The sequence below is a fragment of the Jeongeupia wiesaeckerbachi genome (assembly GCF_050916355.1).
GTDB lineage: Bacteria > Pseudomonadota > Gammaproteobacteria > Burkholderiales > Chitinibacteraceae > Jeongeupia > Jeongeupia wiesaeckerbachi.
Genome location: NZ_CP136946.1, coordinates 350,786 through 377,039 on the forward strand (window position 1 = coordinate 350,786; position 26,254 = coordinate 377,039).

The window sequence follows — 26,254 nt, forward strand, 5'->3', positions numbered from 1 at the left end:
CTTATTCCTTACCCTGATGCTCATGCATGGCGGCGTGCGCTTCTGCAGGCTGTGTCTTGGGCATATTCATGTATTGGTGCAGTGCGTAATGGAAGACATCGGTCGGGACCGAGGGGAAATACGTCACCGGGCTGTTTTCGCTGGGCTTGGCCAGTGCGCGGTAGCGTGCCTCGTCCAGCGGCGCTTCCTTGGACTGGCGGACCTTGGCAACCCACTGCTGGAACTCAGCCGGCGTGGCCATCGCCAGCGCCTTGAACTGCATATTGCTGAAGCCGCCGCCGCTGTATGCCGCCGACAAGCCCTGATATTCACCGGCATGATCGGCGATCAGGTGCAGCTTGGTGCGCATGCCCGGCATCGCGTAGATCTGTCCACCCAGTTGCGGAATCAGCAGCGAGTTGAGCACCGAATCCGAGGTGATCGAGAAATTGATCGGCGTGCCGACCGGGAAAGCGATCTGGTTGACCGTGGCGATGCCGAGATCCGGATAGATGAACAGCCACTTCCAGTCCATTGATACCGCCTCGATGCGCACCGGCGCGACCTTGGAGTCCAGCGGGCGATACGGATCGAGCCTGTGCGTCGAAGTCCAGACGACGTACGCCAGTGCGGCCACGATCGCGCAGGGCACCAGCCAGACGATAAGTTCGATTTTCGTCGAATGCGCCCACTTGGGCAGATAGGTGGTGGCCTTGGCATTGCCGGCACGGTACTTCCAGGCGAAGACCAGCGTGAGCACGATGACCGGGATCACGACCAGCAGCATCAGCGCCGTAGCGAGGATGATCAGATTGCGCTCATCGACGGCGACTTGGCCCTTGGGGTCGAACACACCGCCCTTGCAGCCGGAGAGCAGCAAAAGCAGGCCGCAGGGGATCAGACCCCATAAGCGCCGGGATGGAGGGCTCTGTTTCATCAAACGTTCCTCGTGGGGAGAGCATGGGAAGGCGATGCGTCAGCCAGATGCGCGTTGTAAGCCGCGCGGACGCAAAGGGCGGAATTGTCGTCCCCGCCCCCCCGGGCGCTCCATGCTTTTTTTACTAACTGGTAATATTTACGGAACTTTATGCGAAACGGGAATGTCGCCTTTCGCCGCCAGCGATCCCAAAGCGGCATGAAAAACGCCGGCATTCATGCCGGCGTCGTCAGCGGAGCTTGCCGCGATCAGGTAATCACCGTTGGCGCATTGCGCCCGGTCAACCCCTGGATGTTCGCCAGCGTGCGCGACGCGGCAATCAGCGGCGCCAGTGCCGCCTGCGCATCGAGGCCCAGCCGGTCACGCTCGGGCTGCTCCAGATACACCCGCAGGGTCGCCCCATCGGTGCCGGTGCCTGAAAGCCGGTAGACGATGCGCGCGCCGTCGTCGAACACCACGCGAATGCCCTGCTTGGCACTGTGGCTGCCATCGACCGGGTCGTCGTAGGCGAAATCGTCGGCGAGCACGACGCGCTTGCCGGCCAGCTCGCTGCCCGCCAGCGTCGGCAGCTGCGCGCGCAGGCCGTCGACCAGCACATTCGCGGCAGCCGCATCGATGGCTTCGAAATCGTGGCGGCTGTAGTAGTGCCGGCCAAAGCGCGCCCAGTGCGCCTCGAGCAGTTCGTCGACCGACTTGCCGGTTTTGGCAACCAGGTTGAGCCAGCACAGCACCGCCCAGACGCCGTCCTTCTCGCGCACGTGGTCCGAACCGGTGCCATAGCTTTCCTCGCCGCACAGCGTGACCTTGCCGGCGTCGAGCAGATTGCCGAAGAATTTCCAGCCGGTCGGCGTCTCAAAACATTCGATGCCCAACTCGCGCGCCACAACATCAACGGCACACGACGTCGGCATCGACCGCGCCACGCCCGCCAGCCCCTGGGCATAGCCCGGAATCAGCGTCGCATTGGCGGCGAGCACCGCCAGGCTGTCCGACGGCGACACATTGTGGACGCGGCCGACGACCATATTGCGATCGGCATCGCCATCACTGGCGGCACCGAAATCGGGGGCGTCGTCGCCAGCGGCGCCGCCACGCATCGCGGCGATCAGCTCGGTCGCATGCGCCGGGTTCGGATCGGGATGATGGCCGCCGAAGTCCTCGAGCGGCACGCCGTTGACGACCGAACCCACCGGCGCGCCGAGCAGGCCTTCGATGATCCGCGTCGCATACGGGCCGGACGCCGCGCACATCGCATCGAAGCGCAGCGTGTGGCCAGCGGCAATCCAGGCGCGAATGGCGTCGAAATCGAACAGCCGCTGCATCAGCTCGGCATAGTCATCCACCGGGTCGATCACGTCGACGATCATCTCGCCCACGGCGTAGCGGCCGACGACATCGAGATCGAACGCCGCCACGTCGGCGATCTGGTATTCGGTGATGGCCTGCGTCGCCGCATGGATTGCGTCGGTGACCTTCTCGGGCGCCGGGCCGCCGTTGCCGATGTTGTACTTGATGCCGAAATCGCCGTCCGGGCCACCCGGATTGTGCGATGCGGAGAGAATGATGCCGCCGTCGGCGCCGTGCTTGCGAATCACGCAGCTGACCGCCGGCGTCGACAGCAGGCCGCCCTGCCCGACCAGCACCCGCGCGACGCCGTTGGCCGCGGCCATCCGGACGATGATGTCGACTGCCACGCGGTTGTGGAAGCGGCCGTCGCCGCCCAGCACCAGCGTGCAGCCGGCCAGCGGCACGGTATCGAAAACCGCCTGGACGAAGTTCTCCAGATAGTGCGGCTGCTGGAAGACGGTGACCTTCTTGCGCAGGCCGGAAGTACCGGGTTTCTGGCCGTCGAACGGCCGGGTGGAAATCGTCTGGATCGTCATGTCGAAGGCATCAAATTGACACCGCCTGCAAGGCGGAAAAGCCAATGGTAACGCGAACGCCGCACCGTCGTCGTCGTGGAACGGGGCTGCGTGGCGCCACAAAGTCGAGTAAAATACTCGGCTTTGCTGCCCCGCTCGTCTCCGCCATGCTTGCCCGCCTGCGTGAAAACATCCGAGTTGTCTTCGACCGTGATCCTGCCGCCCGTTCGGTCTGGGAAGTGGTCACCTGTTACCCGGGCTTTCACGCACTGACGCTGCACATCGTGGCCAACGGACTGTGGCGGCGTGATTTCAAGCTGCTGGCGCGCTTCGTGTCGCACCTCGGCCGCTTCCTCACCGGCATCGAAATCCATCCGGGCGCGACCATCGGCCAGCGTGTGTTCATCGACCACGGCATGGGCATCGTCATTGGCGAAACCGCCGTCATCGGTGACGACTGCACGCTGTATCACGGCGTGACGCTCGGTGGCACGAGTTGGAACAAGGGCAAGCGCCATCCGACGCTGGAGGCCGGCGTCATCGTCGGCGCGGGCGCGAAGATCCTCGGCCCGATCACGGTCGAGGCCGGCGCCAAGGTCGGCTCGAACGCCGTTGTCGTCAAACCGGTACCGGCCGGCGCCACCGCGGTCGGCAATCCGGCGCGCATCATCCAGAACGACAGCGAAAACGCGCGGATGCAGAAGGCGCAGGAGCTCGGCTTCTCGGCCTACGGCATCTCCGGTGATCTGAACGACCCGGTCGTCAAGGCGATTCACGGCCTGCTCGACCATTCGGTCAACACCGACGCCAAGGTCGAAGCCATCCTGAAGAAGCTCGAACAGCTCGGCGTCGACTGTAGCCAGGAACGCGCTAGCAGCGACAAGTTCGACCCCGATTACCTGAACAAGATCGTCGAGTAAGACCCCGAATAGCCGAGTGAATCAGTCAGGATTTTAGTTGACTAAAACACTAGGGTATTTTACGATCTAGCCGATTACAGAAGGATTGAAGAGCGCACGATGCGACTGACCACCAAAGGCCGCTTTGCCGTTACCGCCATGCTCGACCTCGCCCTGCGCGAAGCCGGTGGCCCGGTGACGCTTGCCGGCATCAGTGAACGGCAGCACATCTCGCTTTCCTACCTCGAACAGCTGTTCGGCAAACTGCGCCGGCGCGAGCTGGTCGACAGCGTGCGCGGCCCCGGCGGCGGCTACTGTCTGGCCCGCCCGTCGGGCGAGATCACCGTTGCCGCCATCATCTGTGCCGTCGACGAACCGATCGATGCGACCCAGTGCGGCGGCAAGGAAAACTGTCTCGACGAGCACCGCTGCATGACCCACGACCTGTGGAGCGGGCTGAACGCGACGATCTTCGACTTCCTGTCGTCGGTGACGCTGGCCCAGCTGGTCGAGCAACAACAGGAAAAGCAGCGCCGCCGTGGCGACGCCGCCAATGTACTTGTCGACGCGCGCAGCGCCCGGCACAGCGAAATACCCGCCCAGCAATGACCGGGCAAACAGGAGCCCCAATGGACAAGAAGCCGATCTACCTCGATTACTCCGCCACCACCCCGGTCGACCCGCGCGTGGCGCAGAAGATGATTCCGTACCTGACCGAAATCTTCGGCAACCCGGCGAGCCGTTCGCACGCCTACGGTTGGGACGCGGAAGCGGCAGTCGAGGAAGCGCGCGAACAGGTTGCAGCGCTGATCAACGCCGATCCGAAGGAAATCGTCTGGACTTCGGGCGCGACCGAGTCGGACAACCTGGCGATCAAGGGCGCGGCGAACTTCTACAAGACCAAGGGCAAGCACATCATCACGGTGAAGACCGAGCACAAGGCCGTGCTCGACCCGTGTCGCGAGCTGGAGCGCCAGGGTTTCGAGGTCACGTATCTGGACGTCAAGGACGACGGCCTGCTCGATCTCGACGTCTTCAAGGCGACGCTGCGCCCGGACACCATCCTCGTGTCGGTGATGTTCGTGAACAATGAAATCGGCGTGATCCAGGACGTCGAAACCATCGGCGAAATCTGCCGCGAGCGCGGAATCATCTTCCACGTCGACGCCGCACAGGCGACCGGCAAGGTCGAGATCGACCTGCAAAAGCTCAAGATCGACCTGATGAGCATGTCGGCGCACAAGAGCTACGGCCCGAAAGGCATCGGCGCGCTGTACATCCGCCGCAAGCCGCGTGTTCGTCTTGAAGCGCAAATGCACGGTGGCGGCCATGAGCGCGGCTTCCGCTCGGGCACGCTGGCAACGCACCAGATCGTCGGCATGGGCGAGGCGTTCCGCGTCGCCCGGACCGATATGGCGCAGGAACTCGAACGCACCCGCCAGCTGCGCGACCGTCTGTGGGCCGGCCTGTCGGACATCGAGGAAACGCACCTGAACGGCGACATGGACCGCCGCGTGCCGCACAACCTCAACGTCAGCTTCAACTTCGTCGAAGGCGAATCGCTGATCATGGCGCTGAAGGAACTGGCTGTGTCGTCGGGTTCGGCGTGCACGTCGGCGTCGCTCGAACCGTCCTACGTGCTGCGCGCGCTCGGCCGTTCGGACGAACTGGCACACAGCTCGATCCGCTTCACGATCGGCCGCTTCACCACCGAAGACGACATCGACTTCGCGGTGAAGCTGATCCACCAGAAGATCGGCAAGCTGCGCGAACTGTCGCCGCTGTGGGATATGTACAAGGAAGGCATCGATATCAGCACCATCGAATGGGCCGCCCACTAATTTTTAGGCGCGCCTCGCAGCGTCATGCTGCGTTGCGCAGCCGCTCGTTTACCCAAAAGTAAACGTCGCGGCTCCACGCCTTGCCTGACACTGCGAGCCGCACCAAAAATTGGCGCGACAAACAGGCAGGACGAACACTGAACTGGAGGTATTCCAAATGGCTTACAGCGAAAAAGTTCTCGACCACTACGAAAATCCGCGCAATGTCGGCGCGTTCGACAAGGGCGACGACGATGTCGGTACCGGCATGGTCGGCGCACCGGCCTGTGGCGACGTGATGAAGCTGCAGATCAAGGTCGGCGCCGATGGCGTGATCGAAGACGCCAAGTTCAAGACCTACGGCTGTGGTTCGGCGATTGCGTCGAGCTCGCTGGTGACCGAATGGGTCAAGGGCAAGACGCTCGACGAAGCGCTGTCGATCAAGAACACCCAGATCGCCGAAGAACTGGCCTTGCCGCCGGTCAAGATCCACTGCTCGATTCTCGCCGAAGATGCGATCAAGGCCGCCGTGGCCGACTACAAGAAAAAGCACGACTGATGTATCGATTGCAGGACGGGCGCGGCCCGCTCCTGCCGCAGGAGTAATAAGCATGGCACTGACGCTCACCGACGCCGCCGCAAACCATATCAGCAACTTCCTTGCCAAACGCGGCAAGGGGCTGGGCATCCGTTTGTTCGTGAAGACCGCCGGCTGCTCGGGCATGGCGTACAAGCTCGAATTCGTCGACGTCGCGATCGAGGACGACCTGGTGTTCGAAAGCCACGGCGTCAAGCTGTATACCGACGCCAAGAGCCTCGCCTACATCGACGGCACCGAACTCGATTTCGCCAAGGAAGGCTTGAACGAAGGCTTCAAGTTCAACAATCCGAACGTGAAGAACGAGTGTGGCTGCGGCGAGAGCTTCCACGTCTGACCGCCTTCGATAGCCCGCCGATGAATTTCGATTTCACCCAGAGCCATTTCGCGCTGTTCGCACTGCCGCCGACCTTCGCGCTCGATCGCGCGCAGCTCGATGCGCGCTACAAGGCGCTGCAAAGCGACTATCACCCGGATCGTTTCGCCAGCCATGACGACGCCACGCGGCGCATGAGCCTGCAGATCGCCACCCGGGTGAACGAGGCCTACCAGACGCTCAAATCGCCGCTGGCGCGTGGTCGCTACCTGCTGACCCTGGCCGGCGTCGACACCGAGGAAGAAACCAATACGGCGATGCCGATGGACTTCCTGATGGCGCAGATGGAATGGCGCGAAGCAATTGCCGACACCAAGACCGGCCGCAGCGTCGATGCGCTCGAGGCCCTGAACCGCGACCTCGCCGCCGAAACCGACGCCTTGACGCTTGAGCTGGGCGCGCTGATCGACGTCGACCGCGATTACCCGGCCGCGGCGATGGCCGTGCGCAAGCTACGCTTCCTCGAAAAGCTGCATGAGGAAATCGGCGACGCGATCGAAGCCGTGCTTTTCTGACGCCACCGGCGCCTGCGCGCCGGCGTTTTGACCCCGGCGCCCCGGCGCCCCGATCCCCCGGCGCTCAGGCGCCCCGATCAATCAACACCGCGAAACCATGGCCCTACTGCAGATTTCCGAGCCCGGCCTTTCCGCCGCGCCGCACCAGCACCGCCTTGCGGTCGGCATCGACCTGGGCACGACCAACTCGCTGGTCGCAACCGTGCGCAGCGGCAGCGCTGCCTGTCTGCCGGACGACGATGGCCGCACGCTGCTGCCGTCGGTCGTCCATTACGCAGCCGATCACAGCGTCACCGTCGGCCATGCCGCGCAGAAACGGCAGAATCAGGACCCGGCGAACACCATCGTCTCGGTCAAGCGCTTCATGGGGCGCGGCCTGACCGACGTCGCCGACGCCGCGACGCCTTACCGTTTCGTCGACGAACCCGGCATGCTCAAGCTGTCGACGGTCGCCGGCATCAAGAGCCCGGTCGAAGTCTCCGCCGACATCCTCAAGGCGCTGCGTACCCGCGCCGAACAAAGCCTCGGCGGCGAACTCGTCGGCGCGGTGATCACCGTCCCGGCCTACTTCGACGACGCCCAGCGCCAGGCGACCAAGGATGCCGCGCGGCTTGCCGGCCTCAATGTGCTGCGCCTCTTGAACGAGCCGACCGCCGCGGCGATCGCCTACGGCCTCGACAACGCGTCGGAAGGCACCTACGTCATTTACGATCTCGGCGGCGGCACCTTCGACGTCTCGATTCTCGAACTGACGCGCGGCGTATTCGAAGTCCGCGCCACCAGCGGCGACTCCAAGCTCGGCGGCGACGACTTCGACCACCGGCTGTATTGCTGGATTCTCGAAGCCGCCGGCCTGTCGCAGCTGAACGACCGCGACGCCCGGCTGCTGCTGACCAAGGCGCGTCAGGCCAAGGAAGCGCTGACCGATCACGCCACCACGCAAGTCACCGCCAAGCTGTCCGACGACAGCGTCATCGACGTCGAACTGACCGCGGAGATCTTCCAGCAGATCACCGAGCATCTGGTGCAGAAGACGATCACGCCGGTGCGCCGCGCCTTGCGCGACGCCAAGCTCACGACCGATGCCATCAAGGGCGTTGTCCTCGTCGGCGGCGCCACGCGCATGCCGCATGTGCGCCGCGCCGTCGCCCAGCTGTTCGGCAAGCCGCCGCTGACCAATCTCGACCCGGACAAGGTCGTCGCGCTCGGCGCGGCGATGCAGGCCAATGTGCTCGCCGGCAACAAGGGCGACGACGACTGGCTGCTGCTCGACGTGATTCCGCTGTCGCTCGGCCTCGAAACCATGGGCGGCCTCGTCGAGAAAGTGATCCCGCGCAACAGCACGATCCCGACCGCACGCGCGCAGGAGTTCACCACCTTCAAGGACGGCCAGACCGCGATGGCGATCCACGTGCTGCAGGGCGAGCGCGAGCTCGTCAGCGACTGCCGCTCGCTGGCGCGGTTCGAGCTGCGCGGCATCCCGGCCATGGTCGCCGGCGCAGCGCGCATCCGCGTCACCTTCCAGGTCGACGCCGACGGGCTGCTCAGCGCTTCGGCGCAGGAACAAAGCTCGGGCGTGCAGGCCAGCATCGTCGTCAAACCGTCGTACGGGCTGTCCGACGACGAGATCGGCCGCATGCTCAGCGACTCGATGGCGCACGCCGGCGACGACCTCGAAGCACGCAAACTGGCCGAAGCCCGGGTCGAATCCGAGAGCATCGTCAACGCGACGCTGGCGGCACTCGCACAGGACGGCGACCTGCTGAATGCCGACGAGCGCAGCATTGTCGACACCGCGCTTGCAGCCGCACAGGCCGCCAACGCCGGCGACAACGCCAACCTCATTCGCACCGCCGCCGAGGCGCTCAATCAGGCCAGCGGCGATTTCGCCGCGCGCCGGATGGATCGCGCCGTGAGCCGCGGGCTGGCTGGCCACAAGGTCAGCGATTTTTAAGGGGACAAGGAAGCATGACCCAAGTCGTAGTACTGCCGCACCCGACGCTGTGCCCCGAAGGCACGGTGTTCGACGCCAAGCCGGGCACCTCGATCTGCCAGGCACTGCTTGAGAACGATATCGAGATCGAACACGCCTGCGAGATGTCCTGCGCGTGCACCACCTGTCACGTGCTGATCCGCGAAGGCTTCAACAGCCTGGAAGCGGCCGAAGAGCTGGAAGAAGACCAGCTCGACAAGGCCTGGGGCCTCGAGCCGTGCTCGCGGCTGTCGTGCCAGGCGCTGATCGCCGAGACCGAGCTCGTCGTCGAGCTGCCGAAATACACGATCAACCACGCGCGCGAGCATCACTGAGATGCGTTCCGAGAGCCAGCTGCGCGTTGCCGCGGCGCTCGATGCCGCCGGGATTGAAACCCGCATCGTCGAGTTCGACGCATCGACGCGAACCAGCGCCGATGCCGCAGCGGCAATCGGTTGCAGCGTCGCGCAGATCGCCAAATCGGTGATCCTGCGCGCCAAGGTCAGCGAGCGTCACGTGCTGGTCGTCACCAGCGGCGCCAACCGCGTCGACGAGAAGGCCGTTGCCGCGCTGGTCGGCGAGAAGATCGGCCGTGCCGACGCCGATTTCGTCCGTGCCCGTACCGGCTTCGTCATCGGCGGCGTTGCGCCGATCGCGCACACCGAAGCACCGATTACACTGATCGATGAAGACCTGCTCGACCACACCGAACTCTGGGCCGCCGCCGGCACGCCGAACAGCGTGTTCGCGCTGGCACCCGATCACCTCGTCACGCTGACCGGCGGACGCGTTGCCAAAGTCAAAGAGGAAAACCAGCCATGAAATGGACCGACAGCCGCCTGATCGCGATCGAACTCGCCGAAGCCCACCCGGACATCAGCCCGCTCAAGGTCAATTTCGTCGACCTGCGCAACTGGGTACTGGCGCTGCCCGACTTCAATGACGATCCGAAACACTGCGGCGAGAAAATCCTCGAAGCGATCCAGCTGGCCTGGATCGACGAAGCCGACGAAGACTGATTCGGCTTCGTTCGCCCCCGACGCCCTTTTTCGGCAATCCCGGCAAAGGGCGTTTGCACATTTACGCCAAACCGGTACGCAGCTTGTCATGGCGGATAAGCTAGAATCTTTGTCACGACCACACCGTGACATCATGCCAGCCCATCCACTCAGCCCCGCCCGACTGATCCGCGCCGCCCGCCACCGCCTCGAAGCGCTGCTGGCCGACGATGAACGCGATACGCCGTTCGCCGCCGATATCGTCAATGTCGCCAAGGCCGTGCAACTGGCTTGCGCGCAGAACCGCGATGTCGCGCTGGCGCAGATCCTCGTCGACCAGCACGGAGCCTATCCGGCGCGGCACGCCTGCGACGTCGCCACCGTGGTCGATCTGGTGCTGGCCCGACTCGGCCGCGCACGCGCCGAGCGACTACCGGTGATCGCTGCGGCGCTGACGATGAATATCGGCATGCAGGCCTTGCAAACGACGCTGGCCAGCCAGACCACACCGTTGTCGGCCGAACAGCGCGACATCATGCAGCGGCATCCGCAACACAGCCGCGACCTGCTGCGCCTGCGCGGCGTTGCCGATACCTTGTGGCTCGACTGCGTGCTGCAGCATCACGAAGCCCCCGATGGCAGCGGTTATCCGCAGCAGCTCAAGGGCGATGCAATCCGTTTCGAGGCCAGGTTGATCGGTCTGGCCGACCGCTACTGCGCATTGCTGACGCAGAGCGCTTGGCGCCATGCGCAACACGCCGACGCCGCGTTGAAGCAAAGCCTGGCCGACGGCGTCGATGCCAAGCTCGCGCGGCTGTTCACCGAAACCGTCGGCGTCTTTCCGCCCGGCGCCACCGTCACGCTGGCCAACGGCGAAACCGCCATCATTCGCGAGACGGCCGGCCGCGAAGACACACCGATCGCGGTTGCCTACCTCGACCACCTCGGCCAGACGCTGTCGCTGCCGGTCTCGCGCGACACCGCGCTGCCGGCCTATCGCGTCGCGGCGGTCATCGACACCGCCAAACTGGCGCTCGGCGCCGGCACGGTCTGGGGCAACGACGCCGTCTGATCGCCCCGTCTGATGCGCCGCCCGATCAGGGCTTGCGCATGGCTTGCCAGCCGGCGCGGCGCTCGTCACGGCTCAGCAGGCCGTCGTGATTGCTGTCGAGCTTGTCGAAATGCACTCCGGCCTTGGTCAGGAAGTCGGCCTTGGCGATATCGCCCTTGATCTCGCGATGCGGCATGGCCTCATCGGTGCCACGGCGGGCTGCACGCTTCTCGGCCAGTTTGGCCATCGCCGCCTCGCGCTCCGGCTCGCTCAGCACGCCATCGTGATTGGTATCGACCTGATCGAAATGACTGGCCGCGCGCTGCAGGTACTCGGCTTTCGAGACACTGCCCGCGGCAGCGAAAACACCACCGGCAGTACCCAGCAGCAAGACGGCAAGCAGAACGTTTTTCATGGCACACTCCTTCACGAATTCGAATCGGGCCAGCCCCGCTGCCCACAACGCGGCAAGCCGCACGACGTTGACACCAGGACACATCATGAGCTTCAAGGATATTCTCGACACGCTGCCGACCATCGACCACCTCGCCGCGCTGGAACTGCTGCACGGCGACGATGTCGTGGCGCGCATCGACAACAAGCCGGGTCAGGCCGGCAGTGTGCGCGTCTACCACGCGCTGTTCCAGGAATTCGGTGCCATCGACGCCATCGCCGCCGACAAGGGCCTGCGCCTGTATGCAGAGCACACCGCCGACGCCGAAGCCTTCCCGGGCAAGCACCCGAACATCGATCGGCTGATCGCGCTGATCGACGGCGGCACGCCGCTGGCGGTACGACTGATCGCTGCCTGAACAAGCCTGAATGAGCTTGAATGAAAAAAGCCGCTGGATTCAGCGGCTTTTTTACTGGGGCGATTGCGGCAATCGAACCGCCACGTACTGGCCAGTGAACCTGACCGCCTCGGTCTTGCCGTCGCCGACCGTCGCGTGCACCGTCAAGCGGGCACGACCGCGGCGGGCCAGGGTGCGATGGAAGACCGCCAGCTCGGCGTCATCAACCGGCATGACCCTCGCGACCAGATCGGCCTGCAAGGGTGTGACGAAATGCGCGTTGCCGGTCTGGATCACGACGTCGATGAGATCGGGATCCAGCGTTTCGCCGGCCGCTTCATTGACGTAGAGCCAGCCGGCAATCGTCGCCAGCGTCGACAGGCTGCCACCGAAGGCGGTGGCGTGGTCGTTGCGGTTCGGATCGAACGGCGCATGCAGTTGCCACGCGCCTGCGTCACCGATCAACCGGACCTGCATCGCTGCCAGCAGCGGAAAACCGCTGCGCAGTCGATCGGTCCAGCGATCGGCGAATACGGTCACTTGCTGACCGGGTGCTTCGGCGGCAGGAACAGCGCGGCGATCTGCTGCCCACGCTTGGGCAGGCTCGGCAGCGGCTTGGTCGGCAGCGGCACGTCGATGTCGTTGCCGCGCGGACGCGAGGGTCGCGGCGCTGCTGCGGCACGGGCTTCAACGCTGTCGCGGCGCTCTTCCGGATGGCGGCGTTCACCGCGATTCGGGCGCTCCGGCTGCACCGGCTGCACCGGCGTCGTACCCGGTGAATAACCCGGTACCGGCGTCAGCGGCAGTTCTTTCTTGATCAGCTTCTGGATCAGGCCGTAAGCCTTGTCCTCGCCCGGATCCACCAGCGAGATCGCCACGCCCTTGGCACCAGCGCGACCGGTCCGGCCGATCCGGTGGACATAGTCCTCGGGGTTGTTCGGCAGCTCGAAGTTGACCACATAGGGCAGCTCGGAAATATCCAGGCCACGCGCGGCGACGTCGGTCGCCACCAGAATCTGCAGCGTACCGTCCTTGAAGCGCTGCAGCGTCTCGAGCCGGGCGCGCTGTTCGCGATCGCCATGGATGGCCTCGCAATTGAAACCGGCCCGCTTGAGTTCGCGCGATACGCTATCGGCGCCGATCTTGGTGCGGTTGAAGACGATGACCTGGCCCATCTGGTGCGTGCGGATCAGGTGCGCCAGCAGCGCCGGCTTGCGATGCGTTTCGCACGGGTGCAGCAGCTGCTCGACGTTGTCGTTGGTCGCGTTCTGCCGCGCCACTTCGACCAGTTCCGGATTGTTCAGGAATTCGGCCGACAGCTTCTTGATTTCGGGCGAGAACGTCGCCGAGAACAGCAGCGTCTGCTTGCGCTTGGGCAACATCGAGATGATCTTCTTGATGTCGAGGATGAAACCCATGTCGAGCATGCGGTCGGCTTCGTCCAGCACCAGGATCTCGACTTGCGACAGGTTCACCGACTTCTGCTGCACGTGGTCGAGCAGCCGGCCCGGCGTAGCAATCAGCACTTCGACGCCGGCACGCAACGCCGGAATCTGCGCCTTGATGTCGACGCCGCCAAACACGATATGACTGCGTAAAGGCATGAACTGCGAATAGGTTTTGACGTTTTCGCCAACCTGGTCGGCCAGCTCGCGCGTCGGCGTCAGGATCAGCGCACGCACCGGATGCTTGGCCGGCGAAACGCTGTTGCTGGCATGCGGCGCCAGCAGAGTCAGGATCGGCAGCGTGAACGCAGCCGTCTTGCCGGTACCGGTCTGTGCTGCACCGAGCACGTCACGGCCGGCGAGCACCAGCGGAATGGCTTTGGACTGAATCGGCGTCGGGTTTTCGTAACCCATGGCCTCGACGGCCTGCTGTACTTCCCGGGCCAAGCCCAGGGTCGAAAAACTCATTAGCGGTCTGCCCTGCGGTTGCTGCGCGCAGAATGCGCCAACAGCTTGAAAGAAAGGCAGAAATGTACACCCAAGCCACCCACGCTGCATCCCCAATTGGCACATTCCGCCCCCGCAGACCGCCATGCGGCGGCAAATGGCCTCTTGCTGCAAGCTATGTGACAGCAACGAGCGAAAATGGGCGCTCGCCGATTCGGGCCGACCGCTCTACACTGCCGGTATTTTCAGCAACAGGAGTCTCGCCCCATGTACGAAGCCGCCCGCCAACACCTCTCCACGGTGCGAGATTGCCTGCGTTTTGCCGTCACCCGCTTCAACGATGCCGGGCTCTTTTACGGCCACGGCACCGACAACGCCTTCGACGAGGCGGTCTACCTGCTGCTGGCGACGCTGAAGCTGCCGCTCGACAAACTCGAGCCCTTCCTCGAAGCCCGGCTGCTGCCGTCCGAGGTCGACAAGCTGGTCGAGGTGATCCGCAAGCGCGCCGACGAGCACATCCCGACCGCCTACCTGACCCGCGAAGCCTGGCTGGGCGAGTACAAGTTCTACGTCGACGAGCGCACCATCGTGCCGCGTTCGTTCATCGCCGAGCTGCTGTTCAATGAAGCGTTCGAACCGTGGATCGAACATCCGGAGCTGGTGCACCGCGCGCTCGACCTGTGCACCGGTTCGGGCTGCCTGGCGATCCTGCTGGCCGACGCCTTCCCCGACGCGGCGATCGACGCCGTCGACCTGAGCCCGGATGCGCTCGACGTCGCCGAGATCAATGTCGCCGACTATCAACTCGGCGACCGCATCGACCTGCTCGACGGTGACCTGTTCGAGCCGGTGACCGGCGAAGTCTACGACCTGATCATCTCGAACCCGCCCTATGTCGACGCCCCGTCGATGGACGAACTGCCAGAGGAATACCGCCACGAACCGGAAATGGCGCTCGGCAGCGGCGACGACGGCCTCGACATCACCCGCAAGCTGATCGATACCGCCAGCGCCTTCCTCAACCCGCGCGGCGTACTCGTCGTCGAGATCGGCCACAACCGCGACGTACTCGAAGCCAGCTACCCGCAGCTGCCTTTTGTCTGGCTGGACACCGCCAGCGGCGACGGCTTCGTTTTCCTGCTGACGCGCGAAATGCTGGTCGAAGCCGGGCTGTAATCACCAACGTCCCATTAAAAACGCCACCTGCAAAGGTGGCGTTTTTCATCTCCGTCCCCATCCGGGCTCATCAGCATCGCAGGCAAGTTCATCGGCCAGCTTGCAGTATTCAGACCCTTATCGATGATTGCCGACACGATCGGAAGGCGGTGAACCTGCGACCGACTGTCCGGCTTCGCTACTGCACCACCAAGGACCCGCTCGACATCGAGACCGCCATACGATGGAACACCCAAGGCAGATCGGGCAGCGAGATCAGATGCCGGACATGCATGTGCTCGACCCCCGGTGGCATGTCGCCGATATCAGCGGATTGCTGGGCATAGGGAATGCCGCTGACCAGATGGTCGAGTTCTGCCGATGGCAGCATCTGCGAATACAGCTCATAGGGCTCGTCGCCCAGTGACAACGTTCTGCTGAGCTTCAACTGCAAGCCGACCATCTGCGGTTCCGGTTCTCGCGCCCCGTCATAAGCTGTCTTAATTCTGACATTTTTTACAGCAGATGCCCCCCACCCCGCATCGCCGCCATATGCGAGCCATGGAGACAAAACCAGCATCCATGCAAGCAAGATCTTCATGGCACGAACTCCGCGATTGTCAGGAGGGCCGTCATTCCGGGAATTTTTAGTGGCAGTCCTCGCCGTAATCTAGGCCGTTTTCTGACAGCTAACCGGAGCGCGTGTATTCCGGCCGACGAACGTACGCAGTGCACCATGCCAGCACTCACGCAGGCCCGGCGACCGTCTCCAGCACCTTGCTCATAAACACACTGAACTCGTTGTCCACGCAGTCGCCGAATGGTCCGCAGCACGCAAAGCCATTGCGTTCGTACAAGCCATGCGCCGGAAAAAAAGCCGGCGACGAGCCGGTTTCCAGGCTCAGCCGCGCATAGCCACGGTGCATGGCCTCATCCTGCAGCACGCCCAGGATGGCCTGTGCCACACCACGGCGCAGATGCCCGCGCGCGGTGCGCATCGACTTGATCTCGCCATGCCCGTCGCCCAAGTCCTTCAGCGCGCCGCAACCGAGCAGCGCCTCGCCGTCCCACGCGGTCCAGAACGTCACCGCCGGCACTTTCAAGCCGGACAGATCGAGCGCCTGCACACAGCCGTCGGGCGAATTGGCCTGCATGCCGGCGAGGTGCTCGCGCAGCAAGGCATGAACCTGCGGATGACTCAGGTCATCGATCACGATACACATGGCGGCGTCCGGTATTTGACCGAGGGGTGGACTCAAGCGCTTGCCTCGACATAGCGCGCGAAGCGATCGAGGATGCTTTGCCAGCCCTGCCGCTGCTGCTCGGCGCTGTGTGCGTCTTCGGCATCGAAGGTTTCACTCAGCCTCACGCCATCGGCAACCGGCTCGAACGTCACGGTCACCGTTCGGCCATCGCCCATCGCGTACTCGATCAGGTGATGCGTGACGATGCGGGTATACACGCCCTCGAAATCAAAACCGAAGCTGCCATCTTTGGCCTCCATCCGCGCGCTGAACGTACCGCCCTCGCGCAAATCCACCCGGCTGCTGGTGGTATGCCAGTCATCGGATGCGGCATTCCAGCGGACGATATCGTCGGGGTTGTTCCAGGCGGCCCAGACTTGCTCCGAACCGGCCTTGACGATGGTTGCCACGGTAATTTTCATTTTTTCTCCAGAAGTACAACGCTTATCGATCCTTCCCGACACGGCCCATAACGGCCATCCCAAACAATGGCACGCCGACTGCGCGGCCCCTGCAGCGCAGTGCCGGTCTTCACGCCCCCGCCAAGAGCAAGCAAATACGCGGCGGATTCAATGCACGATCAACTCGGATATGGAACCGTAGCAAAGAGCACTCACGCCATGGTGGATCCGGTCAAGCCCTCGACGAGTGAGAGTACATTTCATTCCCCATCAAACCCCGCCCCCAAGTTTTATACACTTTCAACCATGAAATTCAAACCGTTGGAAGCAACGAACGCATCCAATCACTTGGCACCAATACAAGCAAGGGCTTCTTGGCCTAACCGCGGCCGAAAATCAAATTCATTCAACGAGTTTTGCCGCAGACAGCCGATTGAAATGATCTCCTTAAATCACCCCAGAGATCGACCACGGCATCAATTTCCCCGCAACGAGCGAGTAAATCATGTTCACGCAGAAAATTCACCCAGCCAGCCCATGCCGGCTGGTCTATTTCTTCGTCAGGGTGTGGATATCGCGAAATTTGACGACTTGCTGATGTCGGGCTCATTAAACCTCAAATAATTAACCCCACAACCGGAATACTCTTCGGCCAATCTCAAGTAGTTCCCGTTCGAGCCCTGCAACGCGTAGACATCGCCCTTGTTAACCCCCAAATTCTGTGACGAGAAATCATAATTCCCGCGACGGACAAAGGTAATGGGCTCGGCGGAGGTCGAATAATTTCGGGAGTACGGATAATCCCCGGTTGTGCCGACGTAGTAGTTTGCGTAGCTGCCGGTCGCAATCTTCAGCTTGCAACGCAGCGAACCGTTGTTATCGGAACAACTTTCCAGGACAACCTTGGCCCCTACCACATTCGTGCGCAACAAATAAGCGGCATAAGAAGACCGTTGTATATTATTGCAGGCGCCACTGACCGGCGCCGCATAGTCGAAGCCGATTGCATCGGTGGTCGGACTACTCGGGCTTGGCCACCCCAGTTTAAGATAGATTGCGTCCCCTTCCTTTAAGGCAAAGGCGGCAGGAGAGAAAAGAAACGAAACGACAAGGCAAAGCCTACAAGCACGCATGACCAACTCCTTTTAAAGCATCGCACAGCAAAACGCGCCCCTGCCCTCGATGTGGCATTCTTCCGCGCCATGAACAACGCCGCGAATACAACGATTCAAGCTAACACAGTTGAATAATCGGATATCGCGTCCCGACCAACGTATTGAATTCAAAATTGCTTATATTCCGATCAACAAAAAGATCCCGGCCACGGCCGGGGGTTTCGGAATTGCATGCGATTACATCGTCTCGAGCTATCCCAACAGCCCCGTCGATACCGGCCGTTACCGAACAGGCTCGCACGGACATCGTGAGCACCGCGCACACCTTGAATCACCGTATTGCAGCTTCAGCAGGCGGCCCGGCGACGCAACTCCAGCGTACCGCCGACTCGATCGGCGACCCGGTGCTCGCCGAAGCGCTCACCGCCTCGGCAACGAAGCTGCACGAGACCGGCTTGCAGCGACTGGAGCAAGCTTGAGCAGCATGCCAACGAAGCGCGCCGTCGGATGGCCACGGCTCAACCGTCTTCGAGTTCAAGCAAGGCCAGCGCCAGGCGGCGTGCGTATCCATCACTCGCACGCTGCGGCGCCCGTTTCACCGCGCCACCTATTCGAGGATTTCCGGCAAGGTCGCGGCGCTGGCGCCGTTGCGGTTGTTGTATGCGTTCACCAGGGCCTGCTCCAGCTTACGACGGTCAACGACATGATCGGCAGGAGCTTCATCATCGCCTTTCAGCCCCAGCGACCCGACGTAGTAGTAACTCACCTTGTCCAGATCGGCACCGTCGCGGGTCAGGCGTCGATCGCCGACGATAGCGAGGCTTTCCTGCGCCAGCCGCCGATACCAGCGCGAATCAGCAAGTCATTCACGCATCGTTTGCTCGCCGACGCTGTTGCGAATGTTCGCTTGTTTGAGCAAGCGCAACAGTTCATCAGCGTCAGCAGCAAGGGGTGACGGTTGATCACCGTCACCGGCCTGATTACCGGCAGACGCGACCCGCGACGGGGCAGGCGTCGCCGGCTGTACCGCAGCCGGGCCGGGATCGGCCTTGCCGCCGACGAGCCCCGACTGGGAAAGCACCCCGATCAATCCGCTGACCGCGACAATGACGCCGACAATGCCGGTCAGAATGCTGGGCAACGTTTTCCACCAAGAACCCTTTTCCTCGTCCATAGCCTTGCCCACCGAATCAGCGGCGCTTTGCACACCTACTTTCCGCTATGGCAGCAAGGCACGACGACGACGCTACGTTCGGATGAACGGAACACTCAATCGCGTATCGCAAGCGACAAACGATCACATCGCTTCGAGCACGTCGATGCCCAGCAGCCCCAAACCAGTCGACAGCGTTTTCGCCGTCGCGGCGCACAGCGCCAGCCGGCTGGCGCGCACCTCGCCTTCGGATTTGAGCACCGGGCAGGCTTCGTAGAAGCGGCTGAACTTCGTCGCCAGCTGGTACAGATAGGCGCAGAGGAAATGCGGGCAGGTGTCGGCGGCGACCTGTTGCAGCAGCTCGGGGAACTGCGCCAGTTGCAGCGCCAGCTGGTGCTCGGCCGGCTCGGCGATCACGATGGCCGCATGCGCGTCGAACTCGCCGGCCTGGCGGAAGATGCTGGCGATCCGCGTGTACGCGTATTGCAGGTAAGGCGCGGTGTTGCCTTCGAAGCTCAGCATCGTGTTCCAGTCGAACACGTAATCGCTGGTGCGGTGCTTGGACAGATCGGCGTACTTGACCGCGCCGATGCCGACGACATGAGCGATCTGCTTGCGCGTCGCTTCGTCCAGATCCGGATTCTTGCTGCTGACCAGCTCGAAGGCGCGCTGTTCGGCCTCGGCCAGCAGCTCGGCCAGTTTGACGACGCCGCCGGAACGGGTTTTGAACGGCTTGCCGTCGTCGCCCATCATTGTGCCGAAGGCGACGTGTTCGAGCTGCATGCTCGCCGGCACAAAGCCGGCCTTGCGCGCCAGCGTGAACACCTGCTGGAAGTGCAGGCCCTGGCGTGCGTCGACGACGTAGAGCGCGCGGTCAGCCTTGAGCTTGCCGGCACGGTAGCGCGCAGCGGCGAGATCCGAGGTCGAATACAGATAGCCACCGTCCTGCTTCTGCACGATGTAGGCCTGCGGCTCGCCGTCCTTGTTCTTGAATTCGTCGAGGAAGACGACCTGCGCGCCTTCGGACTCGGTGACAAGGCCCTGCGCCTTCAGATCGGCGACCACCGGTGCAAGGTCGTCGTTGTAGGCCGACTCGCCCATCACGTCGTCGCGGGTCAGCTGCACGCCGAGCGTGGCGTAAACGGCTTCGCAATGCGTCAGCGAAATGTCGAGGAAGCGTTCCCACAGCGCGCGCACGCGCACGTCGCCGCCCTGCAGCTTCACCACGTAATCACGGGCGCGGGTGGCGAAGGCTTCGTCTTCGTCGAAGCGCACCTTGGCGGCGCGGTAGAAGCCTTCGAGGTCGTTGAGCGCCAGCGTGTCGTCGCTGCCGTCTTCCTCGCGCTCGACCAGAAACGCCGTCAGCATGCCGAATTGCGTGCCCCAGTCACCGACGTGGTTCTGGCGGATCACGTCGTGGCCCTGGAAGCTCAGCACCCGGGCGAGCGCGTCGCCGATGATGGTCGAGCGCAGGTGGCCGACGTGCATTTCCTTGGCGAGGTTCGGCGACGAGTAATCGATGACGACCTTCTGCACGGCCGCTGCGCCGGTACCGAGACGGACGTCGCCGTGCTGGCGCGCCACCTGCGCGGCCAGGAAGGCGTCGTCGAGGGTGATGTTGATGAAGCCCGGGCCGGCGATCTCGATCTTGCTGGCAATGCCGGCCAGATCGAGCGCATCGATGACCTTGGCGGCCAGCTCGCGCGGGTTCTGCTTGAGCTTCTTGGCCGCGCCCATCACGCCATTGGCCTGATAGTCGCCGAACTCGGGTCGCGAAGCCGGTGCCACCGCGGCAGGTGCGTCGGGCACGCCGACGGCGGCAAGCGCGGCGGCAACACGGGTCGAGATCAGTTCGTGGAGGGTCATCGGTCTTCCTGCTTCATGCGTATTCGGGTCAATCGCGCATTTTACCCGAGCCGGCCGGCGAGCGGCCGGCGACGCTTCACCTTCGGTCCGGCGTACAATGGCCGGCTTCCCGCGATCCAAGTCCCCCGATGTCCGCCACCCCGCTTTCCGTCCTCGAACACGTTTTCGGTTATCACGCCTTCCGCGGCCAGCAGGGCGAGATCGTCGAACACGTCGCCAGCGGCGGCGACGCGCTGGTGCTGATGCCCACCGGCGGCGGTAAATCGCTGTGCTATCAGGTGCCGGCGCTGCTGCGCGACGGCTGCGCGGTCGTCGTTTCGCCGCTGATCGCGCTGATGCAGGATCAGGTCGATACGCTGAAGGAACTCGGCGTTGCCGCGGCGTTTCTGAATTCGACCGTCGATCTGGAGGCCGCGCGCGAAATCGAGCGCGACTTCCTCTCGGGCAAGCTCAAGCTGCTCTACGTCGCACCCGAACGGCTGATGACGCCGCGCTTCATGGGCCTGATCAAGAGCGGCCCGGTGTCGCTGTTCGCGATCGACGAGGCGCACTGCGTCTCGCAATGGGGCCACGATTTCCGCCCCGAATATCTGCAGCTGTCGATTCTGGCCGACGATTTTCCCGGCGTGCCGCGGATCGCGCTGACCGCGACCGCCGACCACGCCACGCGCGAGGAAATCGCCGAGCGGCTGGGCCTTCAGCAGGCGCGCAAGTTCGTCTCGTCGTTCGACCGCCCCAATCTGCGCTACACCATCGTCGAAAAACAGAACGGCCGCGACCAGCTGCTCAGCTTCATCCGCCGCGAGCACGAGGGCGAATCGGGCATCGTCTATTGCCTGTCGCGCAAGAAGGTCGAGGACACCGCGGCGTGGCTGCGCGAAAAACAGATCCGCGCCTACCCCTACCACGCCGGGCTCGACGCCAGTACCCGCGCCAATCACCAGAAGATCTTCCTGCGCGACGACGGCGTGGTGATGGTCGCGACCATCGCCTTCGGCATGGGCATCGACAAGCCCGACGTACGCTTCGTCGCCCACCTCGACCTGCCCAAGAGCATCGAGAACTACTACCAGGAAACCGGCCGCGCCGGCCGCGACGGCCTGCCGGCCAATGCGTGGCTGACTTACGGACTGAATGATCTGATGCTGCTGACGCAGATGATCGAAGGCTCGAACGCGCCCGATGAACAGAAGATGGTCGAGCGCCGCAAGCTCGATGCGATGCTCGGTTTCGTCGAAGCCACCGACTGCCGCCGGCAGACGCTGCTCGGCTATTTCGGCGAAGCGACCCAGGCGTGCGGCAACTGCGACAACTGCCTGAATCCGCCCAAGCTCGTCGATGTGTCCGATGCGGCGCGCAAGGCACTGTCGTGCGTGTTCCGCACCGGCAACCGCTTCGGCGTCGGCCACCTGGTCGACGTGCTGCTCGGCAAGGACAACGCCAAGGTGCGCGAGCACTGCCACCAGACGGTGTCGACCTACGGCATCGGCAAGGACACGCCCGAAGCCACGTGGCGGGCGATTTTCCGGCAGCTGGTCGCGCGCGGCGCCCTGCAGCTGGCGACCGAGAGCCGCGGCGGACTGGCGCTGGGCGACTCGGCCCGACCGATCCTCAAGGGCGAGGCCGAGGTCTTCCTGCGCGCGCGCAGCGAAACCTTCACCGCCAAGAGCCGCGACGCCGGCTTCGATTCGCCGGCGGACAACGCGCTGTGGCAGGCGCTGCGACGCAAGCGCAAGGCGCTGGCCGACGCGCAGAACGTGCCGGCCTACGTGATCTTCGGCGACGCGACGCTGAAGGAAATGGTCCGGCTGCGCCCGGCCGATCATTACGAGCTCGGCCGCGTCACCGGCGTGGGCGACCGCAAGCTCGACAAATACGGCGACGATTTCCTCGCGGTGATCGCCGGACACTAGGTCGCCCTTCTGCGGCTGCGGCTGCGGCTGCGGCTGCGCATTCTGTTCCCATGCGCCGGAACCCTGAGGGCGACCTTCGGGCCCTCCTCATGGACTCGCGCCCATTCCGGTTCCCCTGCTTCGGGCGGCCACAAACTGCCTTGGCTCGCTCGCCTGCCCGCATAGGTTCTGAGTCCTGCTTGACCCAGCGCAAGACCCCGCACATCGGCGGGCGTTTTCACGCGCCATGCGGTTGACTTCGCCACCGATGCAGCCTAGATTGGAACCGTTGCGCGCAGACCCTAAGTGGCTGATGGCGCAAGGATTTTTGCAAATTTGTTTCGGAAAAGGGGAGCGGCATGCCGCTCCCCTTTTTATTGGGGCCCCCGTTTTTTTCAACACGCAGTCTGCGCGCTCGAACACCGTTCCGGCGTGCAGGGCCGGTGCACCCCCGGCATTGCCAACGGAGAGGATTACACCCGATGTCCATCGTCACCATCACGCCTGAACTGAACTACGGCGACGTCTACCTCGTACCGCAGAAAACCGTCGTCGACAGCCGCAGGGATTGCGACACCTCGGTCGCGTTCGGCCCGCGCCACTTCACGATGCCGGTGTATGCAGCGAATATGAAGAGCGTGATCAACGAAGCCAGCTGCCGGCACTTTGCCGAACGCGGCTGGTTCTACACGATGCACCGTTTCAACGTCGACCCGGTGACGTTCTGCCGCACGATGCACGACGCCGGGCTGTTCGCGTCGATCTCGATCGGCGTCAACGACGACACCCATGCCCAGCTCGATGCGCTGCGTGCCGCCGGCATCAAGCCCGAATACATGACGCTCGACATCGCCAACGCCTGGTGCGTGAAGGCCGAACGGATGATCGCGCATGTGAAGAAACTGTTTCCGCATACCTTTTTGATCGGCGGCAACATCGCCACGGCCGATGCGGCACGCGATCTGGAACGCTGGGGCTGCGACGCGATCAAGGCCGGCATCGCCGGCGGCCGCGTCTGCATCACCAAGAACAAGACCGGCTTCCACCGGCCGATGATCTCGACCACGCTCGACTGTGCTGCAGCGGTGCAGGTACCGGTAATTGCCGATGGCGGCATCAGCGAACACGGTGACATCGCCAAGGCGCTAGCCTGCGGCGCGACCATGGTGATGGCCGGCTCGCTGTTCGCCGGCTACGACGAATCCGCCGGCGGGCTGATCGAGATCGATGGCAAGCACTACAAGGAATACTTCGGCAGCGCGTCCGAGCACAACAAGGGCGCCTATGTGAACGTCGAGGGCAAGAAGATCCTCGTGCCGTACAAGGGCAGCATCGAGAAGCTGCTGGTCGAGCTGCAGCAAGACCTGCAGTCGTCGATCAGCTACGCCGGCGGCCGCGATCTGGCGGCGCTGAAGGGCACGCCGATGGTACTGGTCGCGCGCTGATCTTTCCGGTCCGGCAGCGGGCGGCGCATTTCCTGGCCGTCCGATGCCCGCCCCGGCAGGGGCCTCCCTTCGGAGCCATCCCCGGCGCTGACCACCACGCGGGCACCGTCCGGGCCTTGCTGCGGGCCCCCCGCTTCGGGCAAAAGCGAACGAGCGCGCTCGCCAGCCGAGCCAGATTTCGGGTCGCGAATTCGCTAACGCCGGGCCGCGCCAAAGCGCAAGGGCATATTCACATGGCGAGCCGGCCGGCCGGCGGCAAGAATGCCGCCGATGCGTTATCTCGCCCCCGCCCTGCTCTGTTTCAGCCTCGCCGCCTGCGGCGACGACACGCCCAAAGACTTGCAGCATGAGCTGCAGAAAATCGCCCGCCACGAGGTGACCAAAACACTCGCCAAACTCGGCGATCAGCTGCTGCAAATCCCCTCGCAAACACATGACTCTGCCACCGGCGCCGCAACGCTGGTCACGCGCAGCAACGCCGTCGGCCACCGCGACTTCGTCAACGCCAAGCGGGTGCTGCCGCGCATCTTTACCGGCGAGCTGCGCGAGGAGTTCTATTGCGGCTGCGATTACAGCGACAAGAAAGTGAACTGGCGCTCTTGCGGCTTCAAGCCACGCAAGAACCCGGAGCGCGCCGCGCGGATCGAGTGGGAGCACATTGTCCCGGCGTGGAACCTGGGCCATCAGCGCCAGTGCTGGCAAAAAGGTGGCCGCAAGCAATGCGCCGACAGCGATCCGGTGTTCCAGACCGCCGAGGGCGACCTCGTCAACTTGGTGCCATCGGTCGGCGAAGTGAATGGCGACCGCAGCAACTACCGCTACGGCGCCTGGACGCTGAATCCGACACCGATGTACGGCCAGTGCCAGACCATCGTCGACTTCCAGCAGCGCCGCGCCCAGCCACGCGAGGAAGTCCGCGGCCGCATCGGCCGCACCTATCTGTATATGTACGAGCGCTACGGCCTGACGATGAGCCGGCAGGACAAACAGCTGATGTGCGCATGGGCCAAGACCTATCCGGTCGACAGCTGGGAAACCGCCCGCGATCGGCGGATTGCGGCGATTCAGGGCAATGGCAACCGCTTTGTCACCGATGCCGGCGCGATCACAGCGGCCTGCCAAGGCTAACTTGGCCACCGCCCGCTAACGTATCGCGCTCAAATCCGGTCGAGCGGGCTTTACTGGCTTTGCTGAACCAAGTTCAGCCCGCGCTCGAAATCCACATCCATGACGCGCCAAGCGCAGCGCCTCAAGCACCGGCATTCCTGCGCGGTGCAAGCGGCGTGCTTCCATGCAGATGTACCGTGCATCAGCGCCACGACCAACCTCGGTCACGCCCATGCCACAGGCAAATGCGCCGCTCGCTTCGGTCGCTCAAAGCCTTCGAGCCACGGCCAATCGACTTGCAGAACCGCTTGCTACAAAAGCAGCAACGCCGACAACGCCCGATTTTGCATGGATGCCGACACCTCGCCTTTCGCTGCCGGATAGGTCAGAAAACACACCAAATCGGACCGCTCCATTTCTACTTGCTTGCGCAAACCGTTAAACTTTATGAAGTATTTTATTCAGTAAATTGTAAGTTTATGCGGTACGCCGACACGCTCGCACCAACGGCCGTGGTGTGTTTGTGGCGTTATCCGACATGTCCAAATACATGGTCAATCTCCCGGCAGAGCGCGTACCTGCTGGAGATTACCGGGCATTTGTTCTACTAAGGGCACAGGGCGTGCCGACTGTCAGCCGTGTTATCCGACAGTTGTCGCGATATATTTTTATGCACCATGGTGCATACACTACGTTAGAGCCAACATCACGGAGACGCATAACCTACATGAAATTAAGTCATAGCTTTAGTGGCGCCCTTAGGACGTTTGCTTATTTCGTGGCAAGTGGCACTCAAAATACACTCGAAGGAATTAACTACCTTGAGTTGTACGGAAGTGATCCGAGCGCTATTGAACAGGTTTTTGCGATTTACGCTAACGTCTTGGAATTGGATGAAAGCGGTAATGTTTTGAATGCCAAGTACGCGGAAAGAAGAGCTGCCGATTATTTGCGCTCATATTTTGATCCAGCTTTTGTTGTTACACCACCATACGAAGAGTGGGAAACCGAACTGTACGAACCGCCACCTAGGAAGGGTTTGGTGTGATTCAATGGGCACAACAGTGAAAATTGGCTCTAACCTTTCGGCCAACGTGACGGCCCAAAGCTGCACTTTGGCTCCCCTCCATGCCTGCGGCATTCCGGCCGCACGTTACCTCCAACGTTAGCCAGCAAAGGAGATATT

31 protein-coding genes are annotated in these 26,254 nt (G+C 63.2%); 18 read left to right on the forward strand and 13 right to left on the reverse strand.

Translation table 11 applies throughout. The features are described from left to right. Position 1: 1 nt before the first annotated feature. Positions 2-916, reverse strand: a complete 915-nt coding sequence (gene cyoA / locus R0382_RS01675) for a ubiquinol oxidase subunit II (RefSeq protein WP_432721815.1) — start codon at positions 914-916, stop codon at positions 2-4. Positions 917-1,164: 248 nt separating this feature from the next. Next, positions 1,165-2,799 (reverse strand): alpha-D-glucose phosphate-specific phosphoglucomutase, encoded by a 1,635-nt coding sequence (locus tag R0382_RS01680; RefSeq protein ID WP_432721816.1) that lies wholly within the window; start codon positions 2,797-2,799, stop codon positions 1,165-1,167. A 146-nt stretch (positions 2,800-2,945) separates the two neighbouring features. Here R0382_RS01680 and cysE point away from each other — a divergent pair, with 146 nt between their 5' ends. The 11 genes from cysE (at position 2,946) to R0382_RS01735 (ending at position 11,028) form a co-directional block, all read left to right on the forward strand. Continuing rightward, complete coding sequence (gene cysE / locus R0382_RS01685) at positions 2,946-3,698, forward strand: serine O-acetyltransferase (RefSeq protein WP_432721817.1); 753 nt, start codon at positions 2,946-2,948, stop codon at positions 3,696-3,698. Between the two features lie 99 nt (positions 3,699-3,797). After that, positions 3,798-4,286 (forward strand): Fe-S cluster assembly transcriptional regulator IscR, encoded by a 489-nt coding sequence (gene iscR / locus R0382_RS01690; protein ID WP_432721818.1) that lies wholly within the window; start codon positions 3,798-3,800, stop codon positions 4,284-4,286. A 20-nt stretch (positions 4,287-4,306) separates the two neighbouring features. Next, on the forward strand, positions 4,307-5,518 hold the full coding sequence (locus R0382_RS01695) for an IscS subfamily cysteine desulfurase (protein WP_432721819.1): 1,212 nt from the start codon (positions 4,307-4,309) through the stop codon (positions 5,516-5,518). A 157-nt stretch (positions 5,519-5,675) separates the two neighbouring features. Further along, positions 5,676-6,056 (forward strand): Fe-S cluster assembly scaffold IscU, encoded by a 381-nt coding sequence (gene iscU, locus R0382_RS01700; RefSeq protein ID WP_070530879.1) that lies wholly within the window; start codon positions 5,676-5,678, stop codon positions 6,054-6,056. A gap of 52 nt (positions 6,057-6,108) precedes the next feature. Next, positions 6,109-6,432 carry an iron-sulfur cluster assembly protein IscA gene (iscA, locus tag R0382_RS01705; RefSeq protein ID WP_432721820.1) on the forward strand — a complete coding sequence of 108 codons (324 nt, stop codon included), beginning with the start codon at positions 6,109-6,111 and terminating at the stop codon, positions 6,430-6,432. Positions 6,433-6,452: 20 nt separating this feature from the next. Continuing rightward, a complete protein-coding gene (gene hscB, locus R0382_RS01710) occupies positions 6,453-6,986 on the forward strand; it encodes a Fe-S protein assembly co-chaperone HscB (RefSeq protein ID WP_432721821.1) in 534 nt (177 codons plus the stop codon). Between the two features lie 97 nt (positions 6,987-7,083). Then, entirely contained in the window at positions 7,084-8,940 is a 1,857-nt protein-coding gene (gene hscA, locus R0382_RS01715; protein ID WP_432721822.1) for a Fe-S protein assembly chaperone HscA, read from the forward strand. Positions 8,941-8,954: 14 nt separating this feature from the next. Continuing rightward, positions 8,955-9,293 (forward strand): ISC system 2Fe-2S type ferredoxin, encoded by a 339-nt coding sequence (fdx, locus tag R0382_RS01720; RefSeq protein WP_432721823.1) that lies wholly within the window; start codon positions 8,955-8,957, stop codon positions 9,291-9,293. A 1-nt stretch (position 9,294) separates the two neighbouring features. Continuing rightward, entirely contained in the window at positions 9,295-9,780 is a 486-nt protein-coding gene (locus tag R0382_RS01725; protein WP_432721824.1) for a YbaK/EbsC family protein, read from the forward strand. Next, entirely contained in the window at positions 9,777-9,977 is a 201-nt protein-coding gene (gene iscX, locus R0382_RS01730) for a Fe-S cluster assembly protein IscX (RefSeq protein ID WP_432721825.1), read from the forward strand. The genes R0382_RS01725 and iscX overlap by 4 nt, the downstream gene beginning before the upstream one ends. Positions 9,978-10,110: 133 nt before the next feature. After that, positions 10,111-11,028, forward strand: coding sequence for an HD-GYP domain-containing protein (locus R0382_RS01735; protein WP_432721826.1), 918 nt, complete (start codon positions 10,111-10,113; stop codon positions 11,026-11,028). A 25-nt stretch (positions 11,029-11,053) separates the two neighbouring features. Here R0382_RS01735 and R0382_RS01740 read toward each other — a convergent pair whose 3' ends face one another. Continuing rightward, positions 11,054-11,422 (reverse strand): hypothetical protein, encoded by a 369-nt coding sequence (locus tag R0382_RS01740; RefSeq protein ID WP_432721827.1) that lies wholly within the window; start codon positions 11,420-11,422, stop codon positions 11,054-11,056. 85 nt (positions 11,423-11,507) lie between these two features. On the opposite strand from R0382_RS01740, the gene R0382_RS01745 reads away from it, so the two are divergent. Then, on the forward strand, positions 11,508-11,819 hold the full coding sequence (locus R0382_RS01745) for a DUF2322 family protein (RefSeq protein WP_432721828.1): 312 nt from the start codon (positions 11,508-11,510) through the stop codon (positions 11,817-11,819). Positions 11,820-11,870: 51 nt separating this feature from the next. On the opposite strand, the gene R0382_RS01750 is transcribed toward R0382_RS01745, so the two are convergent. Both R0382_RS01750 and R0382_RS01755 read right to left on the reverse strand, forming a co-directional pair. Further along, positions 11,871-12,338 (reverse strand): YiiD C-terminal domain-containing protein, encoded by a 468-nt coding sequence (locus tag R0382_RS01750; RefSeq protein ID WP_432721829.1) that lies wholly within the window; start codon positions 12,336-12,338, stop codon positions 11,871-11,873. After that, positions 12,335-13,711: a DEAD/DEAH box helicase gene (locus R0382_RS01755; RefSeq protein ID WP_432721830.1), complete on the reverse strand. Its 1,377-nt coding sequence runs from the start codon at positions 13,709-13,711 to the stop codon at positions 12,335-12,337. The genes R0382_RS01750 and R0382_RS01755 overlap by 4 nt, the downstream gene beginning before the upstream one ends. A 246-nt stretch (positions 13,712-13,957) precedes the next feature. On the opposite strand from R0382_RS01755, the gene prmB reads away from it, so the two are divergent. Then, positions 13,958-14,866 (forward strand): 50S ribosomal protein L3 N(5)-glutamine methyltransferase, encoded by a 909-nt coding sequence (gene prmB, locus R0382_RS01760; protein WP_432721831.1) that lies wholly within the window; start codon positions 13,958-13,960, stop codon positions 14,864-14,866. Positions 14,867-15,044: 178 nt separating this feature from the next. On the opposite strand, the gene R0382_RS01765 is transcribed toward prmB, so the two are convergent. From R0382_RS01765 to R0382_RS01780, 4 genes are all read right to left on the reverse strand, one after another. Next, entirely contained in the window at positions 15,045-15,446 is a 402-nt protein-coding gene (locus tag R0382_RS01765; RefSeq protein WP_432721832.1) for a hypothetical protein, read from the reverse strand. Between the two features lie 145 nt (positions 15,447-15,591). Further along, positions 15,592-16,068 (reverse strand): GNAT family N-acetyltransferase, encoded by a 477-nt coding sequence (locus R0382_RS01770; RefSeq protein WP_432721833.1) that lies wholly within the window; start codon positions 16,066-16,068, stop codon positions 15,592-15,594. 32 nt (positions 16,069-16,100) lie between these two features. After that, positions 16,101-16,511 carry an SRPBCC family protein gene (locus R0382_RS01775; RefSeq protein WP_432721834.1) on the reverse strand — a complete coding sequence of 137 codons (411 nt, stop codon included), beginning with the start codon at positions 16,509-16,511 and terminating at the stop codon, positions 16,101-16,103. Positions 16,512-17,050: 539 nt separating this feature from the next. Then, positions 17,051-17,623 carry a hypothetical protein gene (locus R0382_RS01780; protein ID WP_432721835.1) on the reverse strand — a complete coding sequence of 191 codons (573 nt, stop codon included), beginning with the start codon at positions 17,621-17,623 and terminating at the stop codon, positions 17,051-17,053. 290 nt (positions 17,624-17,913) lie between these two features. Here R0382_RS01780 and R0382_RS01785 point away from each other — a divergent pair, with 290 nt between their 5' ends. After that, a complete protein-coding gene (locus tag R0382_RS01785) occupies positions 17,914-18,084 on the forward strand; it encodes a hypothetical protein (protein WP_432721836.1) in 171 nt (56 codons plus the stop codon). A 128-nt stretch (positions 18,085-18,212) separates the two neighbouring features. On the opposite strand, the gene R0382_RS01790 is transcribed toward R0382_RS01785, so the two are convergent. From R0382_RS01790 to argS, 3 genes are all read right to left on the reverse strand, one after another. After that, positions 18,213-18,371, reverse strand: a complete 159-nt coding sequence (locus R0382_RS01790) for a hypothetical protein (RefSeq protein ID WP_432721837.1) — start codon at positions 18,369-18,371, stop codon at positions 18,213-18,215. A 96-nt stretch (positions 18,372-18,467) separates the two neighbouring features. Further along, positions 18,468-18,812: a hypothetical protein gene (locus tag R0382_RS01795; protein ID WP_432721838.1), complete on the reverse strand. Its 345-nt coding sequence runs from the start codon at positions 18,810-18,812 to the stop codon at positions 18,468-18,470. Between the two features lie 90 nt (positions 18,813-18,902). Then, the gene (gene argS / locus R0382_RS01800; protein WP_432721839.1) at positions 18,903-20,624 is read right to left on the reverse strand and encodes an arginine--tRNA ligase; all 1,722 of its coding nucleotides are present in this window, start codon (positions 20,622-20,624) and stop codon (positions 18,903-18,905) included. Between the two features lie 128 nt (positions 20,625-20,752). Here argS and recQ point away from each other — a divergent pair, with 128 nt between their 5' ends. The 3 genes from recQ (at position 20,753) to R0382_RS01815 (ending at position 25,089) form a co-directional block, all read left to right on the forward strand. After that, positions 20,753-22,537 carry a DNA helicase RecQ gene (recQ, locus tag R0382_RS01805; RefSeq protein ID WP_432721840.1) on the forward strand — a complete coding sequence of 595 codons (1,785 nt, stop codon included), beginning with the start codon at positions 20,753-20,755 and terminating at the stop codon, positions 22,535-22,537. A gap of 461 nt (positions 22,538-22,998) precedes the next feature. Beyond that, the gene (locus tag R0382_RS01810) at positions 22,999-23,961 is read left to right on the forward strand and encodes a GMP reductase (RefSeq protein WP_432721841.1); all 963 of its coding nucleotides are present in this window, start codon (positions 22,999-23,001) and stop codon (positions 23,959-23,961) included. Positions 23,962-24,231: 270 nt separating this feature from the next. After that, positions 24,232-25,089, forward strand: a complete 858-nt coding sequence (locus R0382_RS01815) for an endonuclease (protein WP_432721842.1) — start codon at positions 24,232-24,234, stop codon at positions 25,087-25,089. Between the two features lie 290 nt (positions 25,090-25,379). Here R0382_RS01815 and R0382_RS01820 read toward each other — a convergent pair whose 3' ends face one another. Next, a complete protein-coding gene (locus R0382_RS01820; RefSeq protein WP_432724200.1) occupies positions 25,380-25,529 on the reverse strand; it encodes a hypothetical protein in 150 nt (49 codons plus the stop codon). 77 nt (positions 25,530-25,606) lie between these two features. Here R0382_RS01820 and R0382_RS01825 point away from each other — a divergent pair, with 77 nt between their 5' ends. Beyond that, positions 25,607-26,116 carry a DUF7677 family protein gene (locus R0382_RS01825; RefSeq protein WP_432721843.1) on the forward strand — a complete coding sequence of 170 codons (510 nt, stop codon included), beginning with the start codon at positions 25,607-25,609 and terminating at the stop codon, positions 26,114-26,116. Positions 26,117-26,254: the final 138 nt, after the last annotated feature.